We start from the raw sequence: 21,117 nt of genomic DNA on the forward strand, positions 1-21,117 counted from the left end.
TGGTAAGGATTCTTGGCAAAGTTTCAGTAGTTCATTTTTCATGCCAAGACAAAGGATGAGGTCGCGATGTCGGAAGCCCATGTGAAGATCCATCTGTTCGACGAGACGGCGATCGCCCACGAGGCCGATCTGCTGGTGATCGGCGTCCACCAGGGGGGCGAGGCCCAGGCCGCCCTGGCGCGCTGTCCGGACGGGGTGGCGCGCGAGGTGAAACGGGTGCTCAAGGCCGGTTGGCTGCGTGGGGACGCCGGGGAGACGCTGTTTTTGCCCGTGACTCCGGGAGAGGGGTTGGCGGTGGGGCGGTTGCTGCTGGTTGGATTGGGCAAGCGCGAGTCGGTCACCCTGGAGAGTCTGCGCGCCCTCGGGGCCAGCGTGGTCAAGGCGTGCGAGAAGAGCGCCGTGGATCGGGCGCTGGTGCTGGTCTCCCTCGATGAGCAGCACGGCATCGGGCCGTCACGGGTGATGGCGACCATGGCCGAGGGGGCCTGGCTGGGAAGTTACCGTTTCGAGCGCTATCAGGGGGTCAGCAGGAAGGATGCCCCCCGTCACCGTCTCAAGCGGCTGGACTTCCTGCTCCCCGCCGCCAGACTCAAGGGGGGGCGCAAGCGTCTGGAACGGGTCGAGAAGATCACCCGTGGCGTGATGCTGGCGCGGGATCTGTGCAACACGCCGGGCAATCTCCTCACCCCCGACGTTCTGGCCAGGAAGGGGCGCGAGCTGGCCGAGCGGTTGCCGGTCAAGACCACCATCTTCTCCCCGCAGGTGCTGGCCCAGAAGGGAATGAACGGCATTCTGGCGGTTGGACAGGGGAGCGCCCATCCACCCTGCATGATCATCCTGGAGTATCGCAAGGGGGGCGATCGTCCGACCCTGGCCGTGGTGGGCAAGGCGGTCACCTTCGATTCGGGGGGCATCTCCTTGAAGCCCGGCGCCAAGATGGAGGAGATGAAATTCGACATGAGCGGCGGGGCGGCGGTGTTCGGGTTTCTGCACGCCATCGCCGAGATGGAGTTGCCGATCAACGTGGTGGGGATCGTTCCCGCCGCCGAGAATCTCCCCTCGGGCACGGCCCAGCGTCCGGGAGACGTGATCAAGACCGCCAGGGGGATCCACGTCGAGGTGATCAACACCGATGCCGAGGGGCGTCTGATCCTGGCCGATGCGTTGCATCACGCCGCCACCTTCGATCCGGACGTGATCATCGATCTGGCCACCCTCACCGGAGCCTGCGTCATCGCCCTGGGATCCCATGCCACGGGTCTGATGGGCAACCACGCAGGGTTGCGGAAGAAATTGCGCAAGGCCGGCGACCGGTGCGGAGAGCGGGTCTGGCCGTTGCCGATGTTCCCGGAGTATCAGGAGCAGATCAAGTCCGTGGTGGCCGACATCAAGAATGTCGGCGGGCGCGAGGCCGGCACGATCACCGCCGCCTGCTTCCTCTCCCGGTTCGTGGATGAATCCCGTGCCTGGGCCCATCTGGACATCGCCGGCACCGCGTATGATCTCTCCTCGTCCAGGCCGCACATGCCCAAGGGTGCGGTGGGGGTCGGGGTGCGGTTGTTGTGCGAATACGTCCTGGCGGAGCGGGTGTGACATGGCGCGAGCGCGCGAGGGGAGTCCGGTGGCCCGGTTCTACCAGGTCGCCGGCGCCTCGGTGGATGGGGTGTTGACCGGTTTGTTGCACAAACTGGTGGAGCAGGGGTTGAAGGTCTGTTTGCTGGTGGGGAGTCCGGCCCGGTCGCGGCATTGGGATGATCTGTTGTGGCGTCATCCGTTGGAGCGTTTTCTGCCCCACGGGGTGTGGGATGGTCCGGATCCCCAGTTGCAGCCGGTTCTGCTCGCCTTGACGCCGGACGATCGCAACGGGGCCACGGTGGTGGTCGCGGCGGATGCCGGATTGGTCGAGGGGGCGGCTGGGTTCGACGTGGTGGTGGATTTCGTGGTGGGGGATCCGGCCCCGGCGCGGGAGCGGTATCGGTGGTATCAGGCGCGCGGGTTGGCGATGGAGTATTGGGTGCAGTCCCCGGAGGGGCGTTGGAGTCGTGCGGGGGGCGGGTGAGAGGGGTTTGGCACGGGCCAGACCGCCTCTGAGGGACGGCTGACGGTCACGGGGGGGTGGTGCCGTCGTGCGGGGGAGGTTCGCTTCGTCCACACCGTTCCGCCCAGCGGTGGATGCGGTTGACGATGCGTTTGCTCTCCGGGTCCGTGAGGGTCGCGTGCAGGGGGAGTGCCAGGGCACGGGTTCGCAGGGCGTGCAGGCCGGGCAGGAGGCTCCCCTCCGGCAGGCGCGGCGCAAACCAGATCGGTGTGGCGCAGCCGATTCCGGAGCGTCGCAGGAAGTGCCGCAAGGCCGCGCAGGCGCTCGCATCGCGCATCACGAGATGAAAAAGCTCCCAGGTCCGGCCATGCGCGCCTTGCGCCGGGAGCGCTCCCAGACCGCGCAGCCGCAACGCCAGATAGCGCCCGGCCAGCTCCGCGCGGCGCTCCAGACGGCCCGGCAGGGAGGCGAGCAACGCGCATCCCAACGCGCAGGCCGGGCCACCCGGAGGGCGTGATCTTCGTTTCCGCAGCGCTTCGATCAGGGGTGCATCGGTCGAAAGCAGCACGCACCCCACGCCAACCGGCAAAATACGCGGCCCCTCCAGATTGACCAGCTGCATCCGGCCATGGCCGATCCCTGGCAACGGATGCAAGACCGCCGAGATCTCCTCGAGGATCACGGGCGCCGTGTCCGGCATCCCGACCTGTCGTGCTCCAACGCCCGAATCAAGGCCGGAAGTTGGCAGACCGAACGGGTGGTGCGTCACCACGGCGCGGGTGACGCCGCGCCCCTCGGCCCGTGCCGGCGGCTCGCCGAGGGCCCGACCGGTCACCGGATCGACATCCCGCCAGGCCGCATGCAGCCAGTTGGCCTCCAGAGCCTCGATCCAGGCCGGATCCAGCAGCGGATCCACGGCCACCACGTCACCGGAGTGCCAGCCGAACAGCCCCTTCACGGCACCCAACGCCTCGTCATGGCTGGCAAATGCCACGGCGCGCCGCTCCCAGAGCCGCTCCCAGCCCGCCTCCCAGGCGCGCGCGGCCCCGGCATCCACGAACGGCGCGCGCGCCAGTTGGCGCAGGCAGACCCGTGCGTCGTCACCGGTGAAATCCGGTCGATACAGGGGGATGGTCACGGGAGGGCGTGGGGATGGCATGGCCTGTCGGTCGATCTCGCGCCAGGGGGCGGAGACCGCCCCCGATCCCATGGGAACAGGTTCAGGCGTTGACCGCCAGATTGGCCTTGGCCGCATCGCCGGTCTGGGGGCAGAAGTCCGGGGTGAACCGTTCGGCCAGGTGTCGCGACTTTTCGGCCACCTCCTGGGAGAGCTTGTAGGCGCAGAAGCGCGGACCGCACATCGAGCAGAACTCCGCGCTCTTGTGGGCGTTTTCCGGCAGGGTCTCGTCGTGATACTCGCGGGCCCGTTCCGGATCCAGCGCCAATGCGAACTGCCGGTTCCAGTCGAACGAGAAACGGGCGCGACTCATCGCGTCATCGCGCTCCCGGGCGCGGGGTCGATGCCGGGCGATGTCGGCGGCGTGGGCGGCGATTTTGTAGGCGATGATCCCCGCGCGCACATCCTCGGCGTTCGGCAGTCCCAGATGCTCCTTCGGGGTGACGTAGCAGAGCATCGACGCTCCCTTCCAGGCGGCCACCGCGCCACCGATCGCCGAGGCGATGTGGTCGTAGCCCGCCGCGATGTCGGTGACCAGCGGTCCCAGGACATAAAACGGCGCCTCGTGACACAGTTCGCGCTCCTTGAGCATGTTCTCCTCGATCTGATCCAGCGGCACATGGCCCGGACCCTCGATCATCACCTGCACCTCCTGCTCCCAGGCCCGTCGGGTCAGCTCGCCGAGAATGCGCAGTTCGGTGAACTGGGCGGCGTCCGAGGCGTCGTGCAGACAGCCGGGTCGCAGACCGTCGCCGAGGGACAGGGTGACGTCATGACGCTTGCAGATTTCGAGCAGGGCATCGAAGTGGGTGAACAGGGGGTTCTCCTTTTCGTGATGAAGCATCCACTGCGCCATCAACGCCCCGCCGCGCGAGACGATCTTGGTGATGCGCGATTCGATCAGCGGCAGCACCTCCAGCGTCACCCCGCAGTGGACGGTCATGTAGTCCACCCCCTGTCTGGCCTGCTCTTCGATCACCTCGAGCATGATCTCCGGGGTGAGGGCGCGCACGTCCGGCACCCGTTCCACCGCCTCGTAGATCGGCACGGTTCCGATCGGCACCGGCGAGTTGCGCAGGATCGCCTCGCGGATTTCGCGGATCCGTTTGCCGGTGGAGAGGTCCATCACCGTGTCGGCGCCGTAGTGGAGCGACAGGCGCAGCTTTTCGACCTCTTCGTCCAGACCGGAGGAGATCTGCGAATTGCCGATGTTCGCGTTGATCTTGCAACGCGCGGCGATGCCGATGGCCACGGGTCTGGATTCCGGATGGCGGATGTTGGCCGGGATCACCATGCGTCCGCGCGCCACCTCGGCGCGCACCAACTCGGGATCCAGATCCTCCTCCTGGGCCACGAAAGCCATTTCCGGCGTGATTTGACCTTGCCGCGCGTAATGCATCTGGGTAACGTTCCCAGTGCGGCCCTGTATCCATGCGGAGCGAAAGGCGCTCATGCGAACTCCTTGGCGAAATGAAGGGTCCAATCGAAAAACAAGCGCCCGTTCCCGATCCAGGGGTGCCAGGATCGAGCCGCGCCGGATGCAATTGTGCCAACCCCTGTCCGTTATTCACAAGGAGTTTTCCCATGAGTCGGCTTGAATCCCATTTTGGAGGGCGCATCGCCTGGAGTTCGGACCGTTCCGCGACGGTGCCCACGCACTTCGGCGATCCGGAGGCCGAGTTGCGCGCCCTGCGTGACGACGTGGCGCTGGTGGATTCCACCCACATGGAAGCGGTCGCCATCTCGGGTGAGAACATCCACGATTTTCTGGGCGGTCTGATCACCAATCAGGTCAAGAACGTCTCCCCGCAACGGAGCATCTACGCGGCCCATCTCACGCCCCAGGGTCGTTTTCTGTGGGATTGCACCCTGTTGCGCGATGGAGACCGACTGCTTCTGATCACCGAACCCGGTTCGGGCGCCCCTCTGGCCCGCCGTTTGGCGCAATTCATCCTGCGCGCCAGGATTCGGGTCGAGGTGGATCCGGATCCGGCCCTGCTCACCATCGCCGGTCCCGAGGCGAGCCGGGTTTTGCAGGGGATTTTCCCGGAATTTCCCATCGCAGAGGCCAATCCGGGCGATACCATGGCCCTGGAGCCGGGCATTCGTCTGTGGCGCGATCCGCGTCACGCCGGATTCGGTTGGAAACTGCTCGTTCCCGCCGCATTGGTCGGGGGATGGTGGGACAGGCTGGTCAAACGGATTCCACCCGCCGGTTTTCTGGCCTGGGAGACCCACCGCATCGACCTGGCCTTGCCGCGCGGCGGCAGCGATTTCATCCCGGAGGTGAGCCTTCCCCTGGAGAGCGGGCTTCTGGAGATGAACGGCGTGGATTTTGCCAAGGGGTGCTATGTCGGACAGGAGACCACCGCGCGCACCCATCATCGCGGCACCTTGAAAAAAAGGCTCTATTCCCTCATTCTGTCCGCTGGCGCCGAGGTCGCGCCGGGCACGCCGATCCAGTTGCCGAGCGGCAAGGAGACCGGTGTCCTGACCAGCGTGACCCCTGGCCGTGGCCAACGGAGCGGCTTGGGGATCGTCCATCCCTCCGATGTCGATGCGGAGCGGGTGTTGTCGTGCGGGTCGGTTCAGGTCGTGGCGCGCAAACCCGATTGGGCCGCCTGGTGATCCCCTGGTTCGGGAGGCCCGCGATGGTGGCGCGTTCAACACGGACGAACGCGCCGGAAACCGTTTAAGTTTCACTCTAGGATGCCCGTTTCATGACCCAGATCGATGTCCAACCGACTCTGCCGCCCCTGCCACCGTTGCGCATCGGCGAATATACCATTCCGGTCCCGATCATTCAGGGTGGCATGGGGGTGCGCGTTTCGGCGCATCGGCTCGCCTCCGCCGTGGCCAACGAGGGAGGGGTCGGCGTGATCGCCGCCGTGGCGCTCTCCCTGGCCTCGAAATACTATGTGAAGGGGCGCGACTATTACCGCGCCAACGTCAAGGCGCTCATCGACGAGTTGCAGATGGCCCGTGCGGCCAGTCCGGCTGGCATCATCGGCGTGAACTGCATGGTGGCCATCCGCGACTTCGAGGCCATGGTGCGTACCTCGGTGGAGAACGGCGCCCAGCTGATCATCTCCGGGGCCGGTTTGCCGTTGCGTCTGCCCGAATTCGCCACTGCCAATCCCAAGACCGCCCTGGTCCCGATCATCTCCTCGCTGCGCGCCGCCAAACTGTTGGCCAAGCGTTGGCACAAGCTCTACAAGCGCCTGCCGGACGCCATCGTCTTCGAAGATCCGAATCGCGCCGGGGGGCATCTGGGGGTCAAGAACGCCCAGCAGCTCTTTTCCGCCGAATACGACACCGATATCGTGGTGCCGGAGCTGGCCGAATGGTCCCGCGTCGAATACGCGGACGAGATCCCCATCGTCACCGCGGGCGGGATCTGGGATCGCAAGGATATCGATCATGCCTTCTCCCTGGGCGCCAAGGGGGTGCAGATGGCCAGCCGCTTCATCTGCACCTTCGAGTGCGATGCCCACGACCGTTACAAGCAGTCCTTCATCGACGCCCAGGATGGCGACGTGGTGATCGTCGATTCGCCCGCCGGTCTGCCCGGACGGGCCCTGAACACCCCCTTCACCAAGACCTTGCTGCGGGGTGGGGAAGTGGCCGACACCTGCATCGCCACCTGTCTGGACGCCTGTCGCTGTCGCGAGGAGAAGGAGACCTTCTGCATCGCCTTGGCCCTGCATCGCGCCCAGCAGGGGGACATGGAGAACGGTCTGGTCTTCACCGGCACCAACGCCACCCGTCACACCGGTCTGGTGCATGTGCGCGACATCTTTCGTGAGTTGCTCCAGGGCGTTCCGGTCCAGCCGGTGCCGATCCCTGGATGAATGTTCCTCGCCCGTTGTCTTGGGTCCGATCCGCGGAGCCAAGGCAGCGGGCATCCAGCCTCCTGACGAGACATCCGCCGTGCTTCCCGATTCCCGCTCCATTCAGCGTTTCTTCTCCGGTCTGGGCGAGGTCTGCCCGATCGACCGGATCGACCACCTGCATCTGGTCCACTGGCCCCTCGACGCCCCCACGCCGCTCGATGTCCTGCGCGACGCCGGTTTCACCGGTTCCGTGGTGGTGGCGCGCGCCTCGCTGGCCGCCGCGATCCGTCAGCAACATCCGGGGGTGAACATCCGGCTCGATGACCATCCCAGTGCCGGAGAACCGACCCGCAACCTGTTGATGGAACTGCCCCAAGGCCGCGAGGCCGCGAAACTGGCCATCGAAAACGCGCGCGCGACCCTGACGCCTGGCGGACGGCTGTGGCTCTTCGGGGAGCGTGAATCCGGCATCCGGTCGTTGTCCAAGCGTTTTAGCGACTGCGAAACCGCGCTTTGCAAGGGCCATCTCCGGCTGCATACCCTCACTCCGGAGAGCCGCGCGCTCGAGGAGAAGGACAAGGATCGCCCCTTCGCACCCGAGGCCGATGGTTTTGCCCATGTGCGGCACGAGGGGATGAAAATCGCGGTCAAGCCGGGCATCTTCTCCTGGCGCGCCATCGATCCGGCCACGCTGCTGCTCCTCGACACCCTGCGCGACGAACCGCCCGGCACGCGGGTGCTCGACTGGGGCTGCGGCTCCGGGGTGATCGGCGTCACTCTGGCCAAACGGTTCCCGTCGCTCCAGGTGACCCTCAGCGACGATTTGGTCACCGCCACCCGCTGCGCCAGCCGGACCGTGGAGCTGAACCAACTCCAGGAACGCTGCACGGTGATCACCGAGGATGGCATGGGCGAACAGTTGAGCCGGATGCGTTTCGATGCCCTGGTCACCAATCCGCCGTTCCATCGCGGGGTGCGCACCGATCACGAGGCGACCATGGCCTTCTTGGCCGCGGCCAGTGCCCGGTTGAACCCAGGGGGTACCTTGTGGCTGGTGGGAAATCGTTTCCTGGACTACGGCGCGCTGCTCTCCGAGCGGTTCGGTGCGGTCGAGGAGATCGACGGGGACGAAGCCTTCACGGTCTGGCGCGGGGTGAAGGTGAAGAGCGAGGGGATCGTGACCCGAGGCGCCGGGCCGCGTCGCGGGGCCAAACCGGTCCGCCGGGAGATCCAGCCGGCACCGCGCGATCCTTTTGCCGATCTTCCGTCGGGACGCTGGGTGGGCGTGGACGAGCTGGACGACTAAACCGCCCCCATCACGGGATGCGTCGTTCCATGATCAAGGGTCCAGCATCTGTGTCACGCATCAATCTTTCAATAACAGATGGATGGGAGAGTTGTTAAGTTAACGTAAGACACTACCGAAACGACGCATCTCAAAACAGACGCGGTTTAGGCCCGAGCAGGTCAACGCAACCGGCAGGTAGGCATCCAGGCTCCCCCTGAACCGGTTGTTTTTGAGCGGAATGATAACTTATATTTTTGTTGCGCAGCCGAACCGCGCGCTTCCCGCACGGCGACGAAGGATCAATCCTCCTGCTCGTCCGCAGCCAGTTTGGCCAGAAGTTCGGTCAGATCACGAATTTCCTCGCCAGACAGGAACTTCAACAGCCGTTGGCGAGTCACTTGCATGACTTCCCGCATGGCCCGATCGATCAACGGATAGGCCGGCTCGGCCAGACGAACCGGTTTGACCCGGCGATCGCCGACGCCGGGCGGACGCTCGACCAGACCGCGCGCGGTCAGTTGATGCAACACCTTGGTCAAACCGCCCGAGGTGATCAACAGCGCCTGCCGCAGTTGCGAGGGGGTGAGGGCGTGCGGGGCGGGGGATCGACGCAGACTGGCCAGGACATCGAACTCGGCTGGGGTGAGTTCGAAGGTGGCCATGGCCGCGCAGGCCCGTCCATACATCAGCCCGTGGGACCGATGAAACGCCAGGGCGAACGGCAGGGCCATGGGATCGAACTCTTCGGGCCAGTTGTCCTGATGCGCCGCGATGATGTGTTGCAGGATTGTGTTCATGTCATGCTCCCTTGACAATATTTAACGCTTCATAATCTTGCAAATTGGTTCGAATGTCAATAGTATGCCGATAACTGCTTTCTTAGAAGATAAATCAGACTCCATCCGCGTCATCAAACGCATTTCCACACAGGATTGCGGCTGGCGTGAAACTTGTTTTGAAGAAAAGGATTTTTGCATGAAAAGACAGCTTGCGCTGCTTGGCTTCGTGGTTGCGGGATGGTTGATGGCGGGAGGGGCGATCGGGGATCTTCATGCCGAAAAGGGTGCGGCCAATGGCGAGGAGCGCGCCGCGCTGACCGTGACCCTCACCCAACCGCGCCAGGTGGTCTGGCCTCAAACCTTGCTGGTGAGCGGTGCGATTCATGCTTGGCAGGAGGCGGTGGTCTCCGCCGAGATCGGGGGGTTGGCGATTGTCTGGTTGCCGGTGGATGTGGGCACGCCGGTGCAACGGGGACAGGAGCTGGCACGCCTCTCCGACGAATCGGTGAAGGCGACCCTCGCCCAGCAGAAGGCCATGGTGGCGCGGGCCAAGGCGGCCCTGGCCCTGGCGCGATCCAATGCCAACCGGGTGAAATCCGTGGATGGGATCGGCGCCTACTCCGAGCAGCAGATCACCCAGCACCTGATCGCCGAGGAGTCGGCGGAGGCGGAACTGGCGGCGGCCAAGGCCGCCCTGGAACACGAGGAGATCCGCTTGCGCCAGACCCGCATCCTGGCCGCGGACGACGGGGTGATCTCGGCGCGCAACGCCACGCTTGGGGCAGTGGTGCAACCAGGGGTCGAGCTGTTCCGACTGGTGCGGCAGGGGCGTCTGGAGTGGCGCGCCGAGGTGACGGACAGCCAGATCGGTCGCATCCAGGCGGGTCAGCAGGCCAGACTGGAGTTGCCGGGCCAGGCGCCGGTCGAGGCGCGCGCCCGTCAGGTGGCTCCGACCTTGAATCCGGAGAGCCGCAAGGGGCTCGTCTATTTCGATCTGCCGGAGGAGACCCCCTTCAAGCCGGGGATGTTCGCCCAGGGAGAAATCCAGCTCGGGGAACAGCCGGCGGTCGTCCTGCCGCAGAGCGCCCTGGTGTTTCACGACGGCTTCACCTATCTGTTCGAACTGCCTGAAAACACCGACCGGGTGAGCCGGCGCAAGGTGACCACCGGACGGCGCATGGAGAATCAGGTGGAGATCCTCTCGGGTCTTGGGGATAACGTCCGGATCATCGCCCATGGCGGGGCCTTTTTAAAGGATGGCGACCGGGTGAAGGTGAGCGGAGAGAAACCGTGAACTTCTCAGCCCTTTCCATTCGCCATCCGGTGCCGGCGATTCTGCTGTTCGCCCTGCTGACGCTGCTGGGGCTCGCTTCGTTCAAGGCGTTGGGGATCCAGAACTTCCCCGACATCGAGGTTCCGGTGATCTCGGTGAACGCCACCCTGGAAGGGGCGGCCCCAAGCCAGCTCGAAACCGAGGTGGCGCGCAAGATCGAGGATTCGGTGGCTTCCCTGGGCGGAGTGGAGCACATCCGCACCACCTTGACCGATGGCTCGGTGTCGATTTCGGTGGAGTTCGACATCGACAAGAACGCCGATGCCGCCCTCAACGAGGTGCGCAATGCCGTGGACTCGGTGCGCTCCGACCTTCCCCAGGATCTCACCGTGCCGGTGGTTTCGAAGAAAACCACCACCGGCGGCATCATGATCGCCTTCGTGGCCAGCTCCAAACAGCTCGACGAGGCGGAACTCTCCTGGCTGGTGGACAACGAACTCTCCAAGCGTCTCCTTTCGGTGCCGGGCGTGGGCAAGTTCTCCCGCACCGGCGGCGTGGATCGCGAGATCCGGGTGGATCTGGATCCGGCCCGCATGCGCGCTCTCAAGATCACCTCGGACGAGATCTCCCGCGCCCTGCGCCAGATCCGCAAGGATGCCTCGGGTGGACGCGGCGACATCTCCGGCGCCGTGCAGTCGATCCGCACCCTGGCCGCGCCCGAATCGGTGGAGGATCTGCGCCGTCTGGAGATCCCGCTCTCCGGCGGTCGATCGGTTCCGTTGTCCGAGATCGCCACCATCACCGACGGCTTCGCCGAACGAAGCACCATGGCCCTGTTGGACGACGAAACGGTGATCGGTTTCGAGCTGACCCGCTCCAAGGGGTGGAGCGAGGTGAGCGTGGCCACCGAGGTGCGCCGCGTGGTGGGGGTTTTCGCCAAGGAGCACCCCCAGGTGACCATCCGCGAGGGGTACAACACCTTCGCCCCGGCCCTGGACAACTTCAAGGGGTCGATGGAACTGCTGTACGAAGGGGCTTTTCTGGCCATCATCGTGGTGTGGTGGTTCTTGCGCGACATGCGCGCCACCTTGATCTCCGCCGCGGCCCTGCCGTTGTCGATCATCCCGGCGTTCCTGGTGATGCGGCTGGCCGGTTTCAGCCTGGATACCCTCACCCTGCTCGCCCTGGCGTTGGTGGTGGGCATCCTGGTGGATGACGCCATCGTCGAGGTGGAGAACATCGTCCGCCATCTCAAACAGGGAAAAAAACCCTTTGAGGCCGCCATGGAGGCCGCCGACGAGATCGGCATGGCGGTGATCGCCACCACCTTGACCCTGGTCGCGGTCTTCATGCCCACCGCCTTCATGGCCGGGATTCCGGGCAAGTTCTTCCGTCCCTTCGGCATGACCGCCGTGGCGGCGATCCTCGCCTCGCTGGTGGTGGCGCGTCTTTTGACGCCGATGATGTGCGCCCATCTCATGCGGCCTCACGACAGCCAGATCCACGAGGGGGCCCTGCTGCATCGTTATCTCGGCTGGGTGACGAGCTGTCTGGACCATCCCAGGACCACCCTGATCGCCTCGATCCTTTTTCTGGCCGGTTCCCTGGCCCTGGCGCCCATGCTCCCCTCGGGCTTCGTGCCCGCCGCGGATCGCAACCAGATGATGTTGCAGGTGGAACTGCCTCCCGGCAGCGCTCTGGAGGATACGTATGAGGCCTCCCGAAAGACCATCGCCCTGTTGAAGCAGATTCCGGAGGTGACCAGCGTCCATGCGGCGGTGGGCTCCTCGGCCAACGTCGGCGGCGGTCCCATGAACGTCAGCACCATGAGCGACACCCGCAAGGCCACCCTGGTGGTCAACCTGGTGGATCGCCGCGAACGGGCGCTCAAGCAGTCCGGGGTGGAAGAGAAGATCCGTAACAAACTCCGTGAACTGCCCGGCATCCGCGTGGCCATGATCTCCAGCGGTCCGGGCATCCAACTGACCATCGTGCTCACCGGCAACGATCCGACCACCCTGTCGCGGGTCATCGACGCGCTGGAACCGCAAATACGGGGCATCCAGGGGATCGGCAACGTGCGCTCCAACGCCGATCTGGAGCGACCGGAGATCCAGATCATCCCGGATTTCGCCCGCGCGGCGGATCTGGGGGTCTCCAGCGAGGCGATCGCCCAGGCGGTGCGCATCGCCACGGCGGGGGATTTCAAGATGATGCTCGCCAAGCTCAATCTTCCGGAACGCCAGATCCCGATCCGCGTGCGTCTGGCCGAGGGGGTGCGTCACGACCTGGCCGCGATCCGCCAACTGCCGGTCGCCTCGCGGGCCGGAGTCATTCCGCTGGAGACGGTGGCCAGGATCGAAATCCTCGGGGGCTCGACCCGCATCGACCGCATGGACCGGCAGCGGCGCGTGAGCATCGACATCGAACTGGGGAAACGGGTGATCGGCGAACTGCTGACCGAAGTCAACGAACTCCCGGCGCTCAAGAACCTCCCGGTGGGGGTGCAGCGCCCCCCGGATGGCGACGCCCAGCGCATGAAGGAGCTGTTCGGCAGCTTCGCCGGGGCCATGGCCATCGGGGTGATGTGCATCTACATCGTGCTGGTGCTGCTTTTTCACGATTTTCTTCAGCCGATCACCATCCTGGTGGCCCTGCCGCTCTCCCTGGGCGGGGCGTTCGTGTCGCTGCTGGTCACCCACAACGCCTTTTCCATGCCCTCGGTGATCGGCATTCTGATGCTCATGGGGATCGTCACCAAGAACTCGATTCTGTTGGTGGAGTACGCGGTGGTGGCGCGCCGCGAACGGGGTCTGAACCGCCGCGACGCCCTGATCGACGCCTGCCGCAAACGGGCCCGCCCGATCGTCATGACCACCATCGCCATGGGCGCCGGCATGCTGCCGGTGGCTCTCGGCATCGGCGCCGAACCGAGCTTCCGCTCCCCGATGGCCATCGTGGTGATCGGCGGTCTGCTCGCCTCGACCTTTTTGTCGCTTTTGGTGATTCCGGTGATCTACGGCTACGTGGACGATCTGGTGAACCTCATCCGGCGGCTGCGTCCTGGGCGGGCGTGATGGGGCTGGCGGGGGTTCCTCTTGGTCAGGATTGGCCGCAACCGCTTCGGATGGTGCCATGATCAAGGCTTGAGTGGTGTCGGAGTGGCGTGCTTTTTTGTTGTAACTGGCATGATGGGGGGAGAACCCCCTCACCCCCCGTACCATGAACCTCCCTTCGGGAGTTCCATGGTAACCTTGATATGTGACACGGTACACACGAACTCTGGAAAAATTGCAGGCATGACCACCCCTACCCCCGATATCCTGGCCCGCGTGCGGGCGTTGCGCGCCGAGCTGGCCCATCACAACCATCGCTATCATGTGCTTGATGCTCCCGAGATCGGCGACGACGCCTATGATGCGCTGTTTCGGGAGTTGGAGAACCTGGAGCAGCGTTACCCCGTCCTGATCACCCTGGATTCGCCTACCCGGCGGGTCGGGGCGGCGCCGCTGGAGGGGTTTGCCAAGGTGGTCCATCGGGTGCCGATGCTCTCCATCGACACGGTGGCGGACGTGGCCGAGTTCGATCGCCGGGTGCGCGAAGGGTTGGGCGAGGCGGGGGTGGAGTATGCCGCCGAGCCGAAGATCGACGGGGTGGCGGTGAGTCTGATCTACGAGCGGGGTCTGCTGGTGTGTGTCGCCACGCGCGGCGATGGCCGGGAGGGGGAGGAGGTGACCGCCCAGGCGCGCACCATTCCGTCGTTGCCGTTGCGTCTGCTCGGGGAGGGTCATCCGGAGTTGCTGGAGGCGCGCGGCGAGGTGTTCATGACCCTGGCGGCGTTCGACCAGTACAACGCCCGCGCCCTGGAGACCGGTGAGAAAACCTTTGCCAATCCGCGCAATGCCGCGGCGGGGAGTTTGCGTCAGCTCGATCCGCGCATCACCGCGCAACGCCCGCTGAAACTCTATTGTCACGGCGTTGGCGAGGTGAAGGCCGAGGGGTGGCCGACCCGGCATGACCAGGTGATGGCGCTGTTTCGCGACTGGGGATTGCCTACCTGTCCGGAGGCCGAGGTGGTGGTCGGGGTGGAGGGGTGCCGGGACTATTATGAGCGGTTGCGGGCGCGGCGCGATCAGCTTTCCTACGAGATCGACGGCATGGTCTTCAAGGTGAACGTGCTTGCCTGGCGGGAGCGGTTGGGGTTCGTCGCCCGTGCGCCGCGCTGGGCATCCGCCTGTAAATTTCCTTCGCGCGAGGCTTTCACCACGGTCGAGGCGATCGATGTGCAGGTGGGGCGCACCGGCGCCTTGACCCCGGTGGCGCGGTTGCAACCGGTGGGGGTGGGCGGGGTGACGGTGACCAACGCCACCTTGCACAACTTCGAGGAACTGTATCGCAAGGATGTGCGTGTCGGCGATACGGTGCGGGTGCGGCGTGCCGGGGATGTGATCCCGGAGGTGGTGGAGGTGGTGCTGGAAAAACGTCCGGCGGATGCCCTGTCCGTGGCGACCCCCGCGAGCTGTCCGGTCTGCGGCGGGGCGGTGGCCAAACCCGAGGGCGAGGTGGTGATTCGCTGCATCGAGGGGTTTTTCTGTCCGGCGCAGCGCAAGGAGGCGGTGCGTCATTTCGCCTCGCGGCGCGCCATGAACATCGAGGGTTTGGGCGAAAAGCTGGTCGAGGCGCTGTTCGCCGGTGGGTTGATCGGCGATGTGGCGGATCTCTACCGGTTGCGCGGGATGTCGGAGCGGGTGGCGGGCCTGGAACGCATGGGGGAGAAATCGGCGGAAAACCTGTTGGTCGCCATCGAGGAGAGTCGCGGACGCGACCTGGAGCGCTTTTTGTTCGCGCTCGGGATCCGCGAGGTGGGGGAGGCGACGGCGGCGAGTCTGGCGCGCCATTTCGGCGCCATCGAGGCGCTGATGGCCGCATCCGAGGCGGAGTTGCAAGGGGCCCCCGAGGTCGGACCCGTGGCCGCCGGGCGGGTGTGGGCCTTCTTCCGGGCTCCGGGGAGTCGGGCGCTTCTCGAGCGGCTTCTGGCCGAGCCCGATACCGGCTGGCATCGGGCAGCCTCGCGCGCGGTCGCGATCGGTCATCCCCTGGCCGGGGCCACCGTGGTGTTGACCGGCACCTTGACCGCCTGGACCCGTCAGGAGGCCAAGGCCCGGCTCGAGGCGTTGGGCGCCAAGGTGTCGGGGAGTCTCTCCAAACGCACCCGCTATCTGATCGTGGGCGAGGCGCCGGGTTCCAAGCTCACCCAGGCGCGCGAACTGGGGGTGGAGATCCTGGACGAAACGGCCATGATCGCCCTGGTTCAGGGCGCGGGGTGAACGGGAGATGGTTTAATCCGGGCGCGGATCCGTGCTAGAGTAGACGCGTTGGGTCGAGGGACGCCATCAAGGGATTCCCCAAGGGAGACGCGCATGCGGACGAGTTGCGAGGCGATCTGCGAGCATGGCCACTTGACCTGGATCGGTACGGCACCCGATGTGGAACGGGCGAGGGTGGTGGTGACGGTGGTGGCGGAGCAGGGAATACGGCCATCGTCCGGATGGATGCCGGGCGGGTGAACGGTGATGATGTCGCGGATTTGTTGACGGAGCCATCGAGAACGGGGCTGGCTGACGTGTTTGGCGATCCCATGCGTTGCGTTGGACACCGGATCAGGCTCATCTTTTGGAAAAATTGTTCGAGATGGCCGAACTGTTGCCGCTCTCCCTGGCTGTGGCGGAACGGGCCCCATACGGTTACGCTGACTGAGGAACATTGGGCTTGGCGATGCCATTCTGGCAGCAACGGCTCTGGAGATGAAGTGTGAATTTTGGACGCGCAATGGCCAGGATTTTATTTGGATTCGGGAGTTGTCCGTTCACGACCCCATTGGCGATGCTTGAGAAATGTCACCGACGGGTTTGATCCGTGCGATTTCGATCTTTGGAAAAGGCATCACGATCCGTTACACTGTAACTTGCCTGATGGGGGGAGAACCCTTTACCCCCTGACCTTGGATCTCCAATTCGGGCGTTCCACGGTAACGGTTTGTTGAAACCACCCTCTCGCCACCCGCTTGGAAAGCGTCGTCACGAAGCCCATGGAACTTTTATTGGCCCTGGCCCAGGTCAATCCGCATGTCGGCGCCCTGGAGAAGAATCTTCAGACCCTGCTCGCGCACGCACGGCGCGCCGCCGAGGCGGGTGCGCGTCTGGTGATCTTTCCGGAGTTGGCCCTCACCGGCTATCCCCCCGAGGATCTGCTGCACAAGCCGCTGTTTCTGGATCAACTGCGCGCGGTGGAGCGTCGTTTTCACCACGCCCTGGGGGAGCTGGGCATCGATGCGGTGTACGGCTCGATCCGGCACGGCGGTTCCGGGCTGATCAACGCCGGGGTGTTCGTGCGTGACGGTCGCGAGGAGGGGTTTGCCGGCAAACGGTGGCTCCCCAACTTCGGAGTGTTCGACGAACAGCGCTATTTCGAGTCGTGCACCAGCGTGCGCGGCTTCGCCTATCACGGCATGCCGTTCGGCATCACCATCTGCGAGGATCTGTGGCGCACCGGCGATCCGTTGGCGAGTCTGGCCAGGAGCGAGGCCACCTTCGTGATCAACATCAACGCCTCGCCCTACCACATCCGCAAGCAGCGCGAACGCGAGGCGGTGGCCTGGCAGCGGATCGTCGAACACGGTCTGCCGGTGGTGTATGTCAACATGGTGGGCGGACAGGACGAACTGGTGTTCGATGGCGGCAGCTTCGCCATGAACCGTACCGGCGAGGTGGCGCTGCGCGCGCCGTCGTTCGAGGAGGCGTTGACCCTTCTGACCCTTCGGCGCGAGCCGGGCGGGGTGGTGCGTTTTGATGCGGGTCCGGTGGTCGGGGAGTTGGACGAGGATGAAGAGGTCTACCGCGCCCTGATGCTGGGCCTGGGCGACTACGTGGGCAAGAACGGGTTTCGTACCGTGGTGTTGGGGCTCTCCGGCGGCATCGACTCCGCCCTGACCGCCGCCATCTGCGTGGATGCCCTGGGTGCCGACCGGGTGCATGCATTGATGATGCCCTCGCCCTATACCGCGCCGATGAGCCTGGAGGATGCGGCGCTCGTGGCCGACCGGCTCGGCATCCGGCTGGGCGAGGTGGCCATCGGACCGCTGTTCGCGGCGTTCCGGGAGGCACTGTCGGGCGAGTTCGCGGGGCTTGCCGAGGATACCACCGAAGAGAATCTGCAATCGCGCATTCGGGGTACCCTGCTCATGGCCCTGGCCAACAAGCGGGGCGGCATGGTGGTGACCACCGGCAACAAGAGCGAGGTGAGCGTGGGCTATGCCACCCTGTATGGCGACATGGCCGGTGGCTATTCGGTGTTGAAGGATCTTCTCAAGGAGCGGGTCTACGCCTTGTCGCGGGCGCGCAACCTCTGGGCGCTCGAGCGTGGCCAGACCCCACCCATTCCGGAACGGGTGATCGAACGTCCCCCTTCGGCAGAGTTGCGCCCCGACCAGAGGGATGAGGACTCCCTGCCCCCCTATCCGGTGCTGGACCGGATCCTGGAACGCTATGTGGAGCGCGAGCAGGGGTTGGAAGAGATCGTGGCGGGCGGCATCGACCGCGAGACCGTGGCGCGGGTGATCCGGCTGGTGGATGGCAACGAGTACAAGCGGCGTCAGGCCGCGCCCGGGGTCCGGGTGACGCGGCGGGCTTTTGGCAAGGACCGGCGCTATCCGATCACCAACGGTTTTCGTGTGTCGTGAGAAGCAACGTGCAACGGCGGCAAGGACGTGGATGAAGGCGTGATGAGGAACTCCCCAGAGATCGAACCGGATCCGGGCGACGAGGAGTCGGGGCCGCTTCCGGAAAAGGTGGTGCATCCCGCCCTGGAGCGGGTGGGACGGCTGTTGCGCGGTCTGCGCGAGGAGCAGGGGTTGGAGCTGGACGAGATGTCCCGGCGCACCCGCATCCGCGTGACCCATCTCCAGGCCCTGGAGGAGGGGCGGATCGACACCTTGCGCGGCCAGGTCTACGTGGCCGGTTTCTTGCGGTTGTACGCACGCCATCTGGGTTTCGAGGATCAGGAACTGATCGAGTCGTGCCTGGTCGATCTGGATGCCACGCGCCAGGTGTTGCAACAGGAACATTTCATCTCTCCGCCCGCGCCCCGGCATCGTCCGTCGGTGGCGTTGGCGGTGGGCGGGGTGCTGGCGTTGATCGGATTGTTCGTCGCCTATGAACGGCACACTGTGAATGCCCCTGCCGAGATCGGTCCCCCGGCCCCGTCGAATGCCGCCCCACTGCGGGTGGGCGAGGCCTTGCCGGCGCGTTCGTCGGATGCTGGCGGTCCGGAAGGCGCGGACGCGAAGGTGGCGGTCAAGGAGGAGACTCAGCCTGTGAAGTCGCTGGGTCAGGAGGACCCGTCCTCATGGCCGGCCACCGACTCCTCTCCGGAGAAGCTGGCGATGTTGGCGGCGGGTGGCGGGAGGCCGAAAGCGGAACCCAAGCCGGAACCCAAGCCGGAACCCAAGCCGGAACCCAAGCCGGAGGTGAAGCCGGAACCCAAGCCGGAGGTGAAGCCGGAACCCAAGCCTGCCGCGAAGCCAGAGCCCAAACCGGAACCCAAGCCGGAGGTGAAGCTGGAACCCAAGCCCGAAGTGAAGCCGGAATCCAAGTCCGAGGTGAAGCCCGTCGCGAAGCCGGAGCCGAAAACGGAGTCCAGGCCGGAGCCGAAAAAGGAGGTGAAGCCCGCCGCGAAGCCGGAGCCCAAAGCCGAGCCGAATCCGGATGCCAAACAGGCGGCCAGGCCGGGAGCGGAGGAGCGTGTCATGCCGGTCGTCGAGGAGGAGAAGGGCGCGGGTGAGTCCGAATCGTGGTTTTCCACTTTGTGGAGTCGTTTGACCTCCCGAGACGAATCCCCTCCGCCGGAGATTCGCACCGGTCCGGTCGATCCCCCCGCCGAGGAGCCTGCCGAGCCGGAGAAACGGGCCGTGGCGTCCGAGAAGCGTGCCGTGGCGCCCGCACCCGCCGCCCCGGCCAGGCCGGCCTCCCCGGTACGGGAGAGCGTCCCACCGCCGCCGGTCCCTGCCGCGCCGCCGGGCAAGAGCACGCCGCCGGTTGCCGCGCCGCCGGGCAAGAGCACGCCGCCGGTTGCCGCGCCGCCGGGCAAGAGCACGCCGCCGGTTGCCGCGCCGCCGCCCGCGCCCGCCGTGCCGGTTGCCGCGCCGCCGCCCGCGCCCGCCGTGCCGGTTGCCGCGCCGCCGCCCGCGCCCGAGACCGCCAGGTTGACCCCGCCGAAAAAACTGCCCAAGGGGATCCGCGAACGCTATCCCGAACAGGTGGGCAACGAGACCGATCTGGCCCCCGAGTCGCCCAACGCGGTGTCGTTGCAGGCCAAGGAGCTGGTCTGGGTGCAGATCCACGATGCCAACGGCATGGTGGTCAAGGACATGGTGTTGCAGCCCGGATTTCTGTTCCGGGTGCCGGAGGGTGGGAACTTCGTGGCCACGCTCGGCAACGCCGCCTCGGTGAAGGTCCGGGTGGGCAGTCAGGAGGTGCCGATGGTGGGGGCGCCGGGTGAGATGGTCGAAGGGTTGAAGCTCAACGCCGAGGCGCTGCGCAAGCGGGCGGGTGGACGATGAGCCGGGCGCCGGCCTTGACCCGTCCGCGTCGCGCGACGCGCCGGATCCAGGTGGGGGGTGTCGCGGTCGGCGGGGGTGCGGAGATCTCCGTGCAGTCCATGACCAACACCGATACCCGCGACGTGGCCGCAACCCTGGGGCAGATCCGCGCCCTGGCCGAGGCGGGCGCGGATATCGTGCGGGTGTCGTGTCCGGACGAAGAGGCGGCACGCGCCATGGGGCCGTTGCGCGCCGGATCGCCGGTGCCGCTGATCGCCGACATCCATTTCGATCACCGACTGGCCCTGCTCGCCCTTGAGAACGGGGTGGACGGGCTGCGGCTCAATCCCGGCAACATCGGCTCGTCGGTCAGGGTGGCCGAGGTGGTCCGTGCCGCTGCCGAACGGCGCGTGCCGATCCGCATCGGCGTGAATGCCGGCTCCCTGGAGCGCGATCTGCTGCTCAAATACGGCGAACCGTGCGCCGAGGCGATGGTGGAATCGGCCTTGGGGCATGTGCGCATGCTCGAGGATCTCGACTACCGCGAGATCAAGGTGAGTCTCAAGGCGAGCGGCGTGGCGATGACCGTGGAGGCCTACCGGCGGCTGGCCGAGGTGGTCGATTATCCTCTGCACCTGGGCATCACCGAAGCCGGCGGACTGTTGCCGGGATCGGTCAAGTCGGCGGTGGGGTTGGGGCTGTTGCTGGCCGAGGGGATCGGCGACACCTTGCGGATCTCGTTGTCCGCGGATCCGGTCCATGAGGTGAAGGTGGGCTTCGAGTTGCTCAAGGCCCTGGGGTTGCGCAGTCGCGGCGTGACGATCATCGCCTGTCCCACCTGTTCGCGTCAGGAGTTGCCGGTGATCGATCTGACCGCGCGTCTGGAGGAGCGTCTGGCCCACATCCGCGAGAACATCACCGTGTCGATCATCGGTTGCGTGGTCAACGGACCGGGCGAGGCCAAGGAGAGTCACATCGGCATCGTGGGGGGCGGTGGGGAGAATCTGTTGTATCGCGCCGGCAAGCCGGTCGGCAAGGTGGCCGACGGGAATGTGGTCGAGCGGGTGGTGGAAGAGGTCGAGCGGTTGGCCGGGGGGATGCGATCCACGGTGCGTTGAGTGGCATGCGCGGATG

The 21,117-nt window shown here is 65.8% G+C and carries 15 protein-coding genes; 12 read left to right on the top strand and 3 right to left on the bottom strand.

The genetic code is table 11. The annotated features are described in order from the left end of the window. Nucleotides 1–66: 66 nt before the first annotated feature. The gene (locus ACV4UY_RS04165) at nt 67–1,593 is read left to right on the top strand and encodes a leucyl aminopeptidase (protein ID WP_491606389.1); all 1,527 of its coding nucleotides are present in this window, start codon (nt 67–69) and stop codon (nt 1,591–1,593) included. Between the two features lies 1 nt (nt 1,594). Beyond that, nucleotides 1,595–2,059 (top strand): DNA polymerase III subunit chi, encoded by a 465-nt coding sequence (locus tag ACV4UY_RS04170; RefSeq protein ID WP_491606390.1) that lies wholly within the window; start codon nt 1,595–1,597, stop codon nt 2,057–2,059. 46 nt (nt 2,060–2,105) lie between these two features. Here ACV4UY_RS04170 and ACV4UY_RS04175 read toward each other — a convergent pair whose 3' ends face one another. Together ACV4UY_RS04175 and thiC are read right to left on the bottom strand one after the other, a co-directional pair. Continuing rightward, nucleotides 2,106–3,248, bottom strand: coding sequence for a hypothetical protein (locus ACV4UY_RS04175; RefSeq protein ID WP_491606391.1), 1,143 nt, complete (start codon nt 3,246–3,248; stop codon nt 2,106–2,108). Nucleotides 3,249–3,258: 10 nt separating this feature from the next. After that, complete coding sequence (gene thiC, locus ACV4UY_RS04180) at nt 3,259–4,668, bottom strand: phosphomethylpyrimidine synthase ThiC (protein WP_491606392.1); 1,410 nt, start codon at nt 4,666–4,668, stop codon at nt 3,259–3,261. Between the two features lie 131 nt (nt 4,669–4,799). On the opposite strand from thiC, the gene ygfZ reads away from it, so the two are divergent. From ygfZ to ACV4UY_RS04195, 3 genes are all read left to right on the top strand, one after another. Then, nucleotides 4,800–5,843 (top strand): CAF17-like 4Fe-4S cluster assembly/insertion protein YgfZ, encoded by a 1,044-nt coding sequence (gene ygfZ / locus ACV4UY_RS04185; protein ID WP_491606393.1) that lies wholly within the window; start codon nt 4,800–4,802, stop codon nt 5,841–5,843. Between the two features lie 92 nt (nt 5,844–5,935). Then, nucleotides 5,936–7,066, top strand: coding sequence for an NAD(P)H-dependent flavin oxidoreductase (locus tag ACV4UY_RS04190; protein ID WP_491606394.1), 1,131 nt, complete (start codon nt 5,936–5,938; stop codon nt 7,064–7,066). Nucleotides 7,067–7,145: 79 nt separating this feature from the next. Beyond that, a complete protein-coding gene (locus tag ACV4UY_RS04195) occupies nt 7,146–8,354 on the top strand; it encodes a class I SAM-dependent methyltransferase (protein WP_491606395.1) in 1,209 nt (402 codons plus the stop codon). A 281-nt stretch (nt 8,355–8,635) separates the two neighbouring features. Here ACV4UY_RS04195 and ACV4UY_RS04200 read toward each other — a convergent pair whose 3' ends face one another. Then, nucleotides 8,636–9,133, bottom strand: a complete 498-nt coding sequence (locus ACV4UY_RS04200; RefSeq protein ID WP_420906689.1) for a MarR family winged helix-turn-helix transcriptional regulator — start codon at nt 9,131–9,133, stop codon at nt 8,636–8,638. 178 nt (nt 9,134–9,311) lie between these two features. Between ACV4UY_RS04200 and ACV4UY_RS04205 the strand changes: the two genes are divergently transcribed. The 7 genes from ACV4UY_RS04205 to ispG all read left to right on the top strand — a co-directional run bounded on the left by ACV4UY_RS04205 (nt 9,312) and on the right by ispG (nt 21,101). After that, a complete protein-coding gene (locus tag ACV4UY_RS04205) occupies nt 9,312–10,409 on the top strand; it encodes an efflux RND transporter periplasmic adaptor subunit (RefSeq protein ID WP_491606396.1) in 1,098 nt (365 codons plus the stop codon). Continuing rightward, the gene (locus tag ACV4UY_RS04210; RefSeq protein ID WP_491606397.1) at nt 10,406–13,465 is read left to right on the top strand and encodes an efflux RND transporter permease subunit; all 3,060 of its coding nucleotides are present in this window, start codon (nt 10,406–10,408) and stop codon (nt 13,463–13,465) included. Before ACV4UY_RS04205 ends, ACV4UY_RS04210 begins: the two co-directional genes overlap by 4 nt. A gap of 222 nt (nt 13,466–13,687) precedes the next feature. Further along, nucleotides 13,688–15,715 (top strand): NAD-dependent DNA ligase LigA, encoded by a 2,028-nt coding sequence (gene ligA, locus ACV4UY_RS04215; protein ID WP_491606398.1) that lies wholly within the window; start codon nt 13,688–13,690, stop codon nt 15,713–15,715. A gap of 93 nt (nt 15,716–15,808) precedes the next feature. After that, a complete protein-coding gene (locus ACV4UY_RS04220) occupies nt 15,809–15,955 on the top strand; it encodes a hypothetical protein (protein WP_491606399.1) in 147 nt (48 codons plus the stop codon). A gap of 521 nt (nt 15,956–16,476) precedes the next feature. Then, a complete protein-coding gene (locus ACV4UY_RS04225; RefSeq protein WP_491606400.1) occupies nt 16,477–18,126 on the top strand; it encodes an NAD+ synthase in 1,650 nt (549 codons plus the stop codon). A gap of 42 nt (nt 18,127–18,168) precedes the next feature. Further along, complete coding sequence (locus ACV4UY_RS04230) at nt 18,169–20,004, top strand: RodZ domain-containing protein (protein WP_491606401.1); 1,836 nt, start codon at nt 18,169–18,171, stop codon at nt 20,002–20,004. Continuing rightward, on the top strand, nt 20,001–21,101 hold the full coding sequence (gene ispG, locus ACV4UY_RS04235) for a flavodoxin-dependent (E)-4-hydroxy-3-methylbut-2-enyl-diphosphate synthase (protein ID WP_491606402.1): 1,101 nt from the start codon (nt 20,001–20,003) through the stop codon (nt 21,099–21,101). Before ACV4UY_RS04230 ends, ispG begins: the two co-directional genes overlap by 4 nt. Nucleotides 21,102–21,117 lie beyond the last annotated feature (16 nt).

Source organism: Candidatus Magnetaquiglobus sp. (assembly GCF_058402785.1).

Bases quoted from the DNA above. Each gene is read 5' to 3' on its own strand.
- ACV4UY_RS04175 (WP_491606391.1), bottom strand. From the start codon at position 3,248: ATGGGATCGGGGGCGGTCTCCGCCCCCTGGCGCGAGATCGACCGACAG.
- ACV4UY_RS04220 (WP_491606399.1), top strand. From the start codon at position 15,809: ATGCGGACGAGTTGCGAGGCGATCTGCGAGCATGGCCACTTGACCTGG.
- ACV4UY_RS04170 (WP_491606390.1), top strand. From the start codon at position 1,595: ATGGCGCGAGCGCGCGAGGGGAGTCCGGTGGCCCGGTTCTACCAGGTC.
- ACV4UY_RS04205 (WP_491606396.1), top strand. From the start codon at position 9,312: ATGAAAAGACAGCTTGCGCTGCTTGGCTTCGTGGTTGCGGGATGGTTG.
- ligA (WP_491606398.1), top strand. From the start codon at position 13,688: ATGACCACCCCTACCCCCGATATCCTGGCCCGCGTGCGGGCGTTGCGC.
- ygfZ (WP_491606393.1), top strand. From the start codon at position 4,800: ATGAGTCGGCTTGAATCCCATTTTGGAGGGCGCATCGCCTGGAGTTCG.
- ACV4UY_RS04230 (WP_491606401.1), top strand. From the start codon at position 18,169: ATGAGGAACTCCCCAGAGATCGAACCGGATCCGGGCGACGAGGAGTCG.
- ispG (WP_491606402.1), top strand. From the start codon at position 20,001: ATGAGCCGGGCGCCGGCCTTGACCCGTCCGCGTCGCGCGACGCGCCGG.
- thiC (WP_491606392.1), bottom strand. From the start codon at position 4,668: ATGAGCGCCTTTCGCTCCGCATGGATACAGGGCCGCACTGGGAACGTT.
- ACV4UY_RS04225 (WP_491606400.1), top strand. From the start codon at position 16,477: ATGGAACTTTTATTGGCCCTGGCCCAGGTCAATCCGCATGTCGGCGCC.
- ACV4UY_RS04190 (WP_491606394.1), top strand. From the start codon at position 5,936: ATGACCCAGATCGATGTCCAACCGACTCTGCCGCCCCTGCCACCGTTG.
- ACV4UY_RS04165 (WP_491606389.1), top strand. From the start codon at position 67: ATGTCGGAAGCCCATGTGAAGATCCATCTGTTCGACGAGACGGCGATC.
- ACV4UY_RS04200 (WP_420906689.1), bottom strand. From the start codon at position 9,133: ATGAACACAATCCTGCAACACATCATCGCGGCGCATCAGGACAACTGG.